Source organism: Microseira sp. BLCC-F43 (assembly GCF_041929235.1).
Lineage (GTDB): Bacteria > Cyanobacteriota > Cyanobacteriia > Cyanobacteriales > Aerosakkonemataceae > Microseira.
On the sequence record NZ_JBHFNP010000124.1, the window covers coordinates 1 to 2,999 of the forward strand.

Below are 2,999 nucleotides of genomic sequence, written 5' to 3' on the forward strand. Positions count from 1 at the left end.
AATCCTTGATGAGAATCCCCAATCACATCGAAAATACAAGTTGGCAGATCAACTCGCGAAAAGTGGGAACCTCCTGCTGCGAGTGATGCTGGAATGACCCCTGATGATTATTTAGAAGCTTTGCTAGATGGTAAATTAGACGCAGAAACAGAAGTTGAGGCGCAACCCGACTCAGCAACAGAATCAACTGATAGTAACGACGATAAAATTTCAGTTAATTCTTTAGAGTCTAAAGAATTGAATTGGTTAGAAGACTTGGAGTAGCTAGTAGAAGAAGGCTATTCAACCAATTCACCAGACCAGCTAAAATCTAAAATTTCAAATTTAATTGATGGAGCGATTAATGCAAGTAACCGAAGAAAAAATGCAAATTGCCAGTGATAACTTTTCGGCTGAAGTGCTAGTCTTCCTGCAAAAGCTAAGACGAAAGTGCAAACGATCTAAGTTTGAATCTCTGCTATTAGGTAGAGCAATTCTTCACAGTTTGCTCGACTAGGGCGAGGATTCCCTAAAGCCTGGTGAATTCGAGGAATTTTTAGTGCGAGTTAGAGAAGGACAGATTCGATTATGACCCAAACAATAGAAGATATCATCGCTTGTTTTAGGCGAGAAGGTTGGTGCATCCAAAAAGCGAGAGAAAGTTATTGGTTGCTGCAACCACCAGGGCTTTTTAGCTACAAGATGTTTCTTTTGATCTACAACCCGTTTACCAACAAATTCCAGATTGTCAAACCCCTAAATCGCGATCGGCATTACGATATGGCGGTGAAGATTTTGTCGGGGGACTCGCGCCATCTAGGCAAAGGCGCTCGTCTATCAAAAGGGTTTTCCTCAGAACTATTATCCATTATAAAAGTTCCTGACATGTTTTTCATAAAAGTTGGCAATTGCTGGATTAACCTCGCTGCAATCCGTACTTTGACGGTTACTTCACCAACCGCGTTTAACAACACGCTAACGGTTAGTATTCGCTGGAATAATAACTATGATGACGATGAAAGTGCTTATGAGTATTTTGAAGGCGACAAGGCACAAGAATTTGTTGACCAGTGGGAGAAAGTGTGCAAGATTAATTGCTAACGTTTTTCTTCCACAGACCCCGCCTGATAAGCTAGACTAACCCACTAACGAAACTCCCCCCAAAGGGGAGTCGCGGACTGGGTTTAACAATCCGTAACGAAGGGCTTTCTGGTAGAAGTAAGCTTAGGCTTTTAACTCTTCATAAGCTCTTCAATTTAATTTTAACATCTCACAATCCCCTTCACACTGAATTAGGCCGTTGCGCCTTTGGGGATTCGCAGGCTTTGATTGTGGGCTAAAAATGACAACAATTATTGCTGGATTAGACCAGGGGAAACACAGTTCCATGTTCGTAGCATGGAATGGTTCCGTACCCATATCCAAACCCAAAGACTTTTTTGACTATGAGGCAGAATTCTTGTGTCTACCCCCTGATGTTGAGAGCATTCAAAAAATTGCTGATTGCCAACCAAGCGATGGCAGGTTGATAGTTTTCATGGAACCGACGGGTTCTTACTCAAGCGTCTGGGTAACCAGCTTAAGAGAACTAGGTATCGAGGTGCATTTAGTCCCCCACAATTTAGTCAATTCGTCGCGCCTTGCGCTTTGTAATTGGAACGACAAAGACGACTTTCACGATGCTGTTGTCTTGCTAATTCTAGCTCAAAAATGGCTGCAAGACCCCGAATCGGTACAGTTAATTCGTACCAAAGATCCAGTTATTGTTGAGCTATCAAACCTCTATCTAGAGTCAGAAAGTTGCACCGAGGTACTCAACCAATTAATTAATAGATCGCGTCAAAAACTTCACGAAGAGGCGTCGGCACTGGATGACATAAAGTCCGATGTCAACAAAAACGGTGATGCATCCCCTTTCTGGAGTTGGGTATCAGGAGGTGTTGTTTCTGTCAATACAGCTTCAAGAGCCGCCAAGAAATTAGCTAATTCAATCGGCACTGCCAAAAAATATGGGTTTTCTCGGCAGTTGATAGCTTATGCCAAATCGATTGTTGACTGGCAAACGAGACGATACCAAATTGATTGTAAAATGAGAGCGATACTCCCTAATACAAAATTCGCTCGCTAGATTAGAATCTTTAAACAATTTGGTGCGGGAACCGACACTCAAGCTATTCTGCTAACCCAAATTTTTCCTTTTGAGCGTTTCCTTGGATCTGACGGACAACGCATCATTAAAGTCAAGCGCCGAGGAACTAAATCGGGACGTCCAACCAAGGCTCATATTTCTTGCCGCAAGTTCCATTCGGCAATGGGAATGGCTCCAAATCAACGCAGTTCTGGTCGCAAACAAGGGGAATTTATCAGCGGTTCGGGTGCTTGTCGTATGGCATTGTGGAGATTAGTTCATCATCAAATTGAAACCAACTCATCTAGCAGCCTGCGAAATAAGTTTGGCAAGATGCTGCGGAAATTTTTGCAAATCGATGAAAACCATCGCGACGAGTTGATGCACGGATTGCTGACGATTCTGGCAGATAAAACTACGGGCGCAGAAACTTTAGCAGCGGTGAAAAAGGCGCTGATTGAATCGCGTAACCCAATGGGTCTCACGATTGCTGCTGGTCTCGATCAAAAAACTCAAGCTGCCCGCGAGTAACTTAAGTTCGCTCTGATTCGGTTGGCGCGATCGCGTTGTGCTGCCTGTGTTGGTGAAGTTGCTGTTTAAGCAGTTGGTGGCAGAATTCTGTAGCGGTGGCGCGCCGTCGGCGGCAGTCGAAGTCCCCACCGACTCTAACGGCGTTCCGATTTGGATTAAAGCCAAAGACCTTGCAGCCAGACTCAAAAAGTCACCTGGTTGGCTGAGCAACTTTAAGAAAAAATTGGCAGAAGGGTTCGCTTCGGCGGACTCGAAACTCGACCCTGACGGCTACAGGTGGAAGTGGCACGAGTGCAAGTTTTACTATGCGTACGCGCCACAGGCGGTCGATGACAACGGCTCAAAGGCTCTTGCTGTCTAC

5 protein-coding genes are annotated in these 2,999 nt (G+C 44.5%); all 5 read left to right on the forward strand.

What is annotated here, in order from left to right; genetic code table 11:
- Nucleotides 1-93: 93 nt before the first annotated feature.
- On the forward strand, nt 94-264 hold the full coding sequence (locus ACE1CM_RS17680; RefSeq protein ID WP_374878866.1) for a hypothetical protein: 171 nt from the start codon (nt 94-96) through the stop codon (nt 262-264).
- A 303-nt stretch (nt 265-567) separates the two neighbouring features.
- Nucleotides 568-1,080: a hypothetical protein gene (locus ACE1CM_RS17685; protein ID WP_374878868.1), complete on the forward strand. Its 513-nt coding sequence runs from the start codon at nt 568-570 to the stop codon at nt 1,078-1,080.
- Between the two features lie 241 nt (nt 1,081-1,321).
- On the forward strand, nt 1,322-2,107 hold the full coding sequence (locus ACE1CM_RS17690) for a transposase (RefSeq protein ID WP_374878870.1): 786 nt from the start codon (nt 1,322-1,324) through the stop codon (nt 2,105-2,107).
- A 189-nt stretch (nt 2,108-2,296) separates the two neighbouring features.
- Entirely contained in the window at nt 2,297-2,638 is a 342-nt protein-coding gene (locus ACE1CM_RS17695) for a hypothetical protein (protein ID WP_374878872.1), read from the forward strand.
- A 37-nt stretch (nt 2,639-2,675) separates the two neighbouring features.
- On the forward strand, nt 2,676-2,999 hold a 324-nt coding region (locus tag ACE1CM_RS17700), incomplete at its 3' end, for a hypothetical protein (protein WP_374878874.1).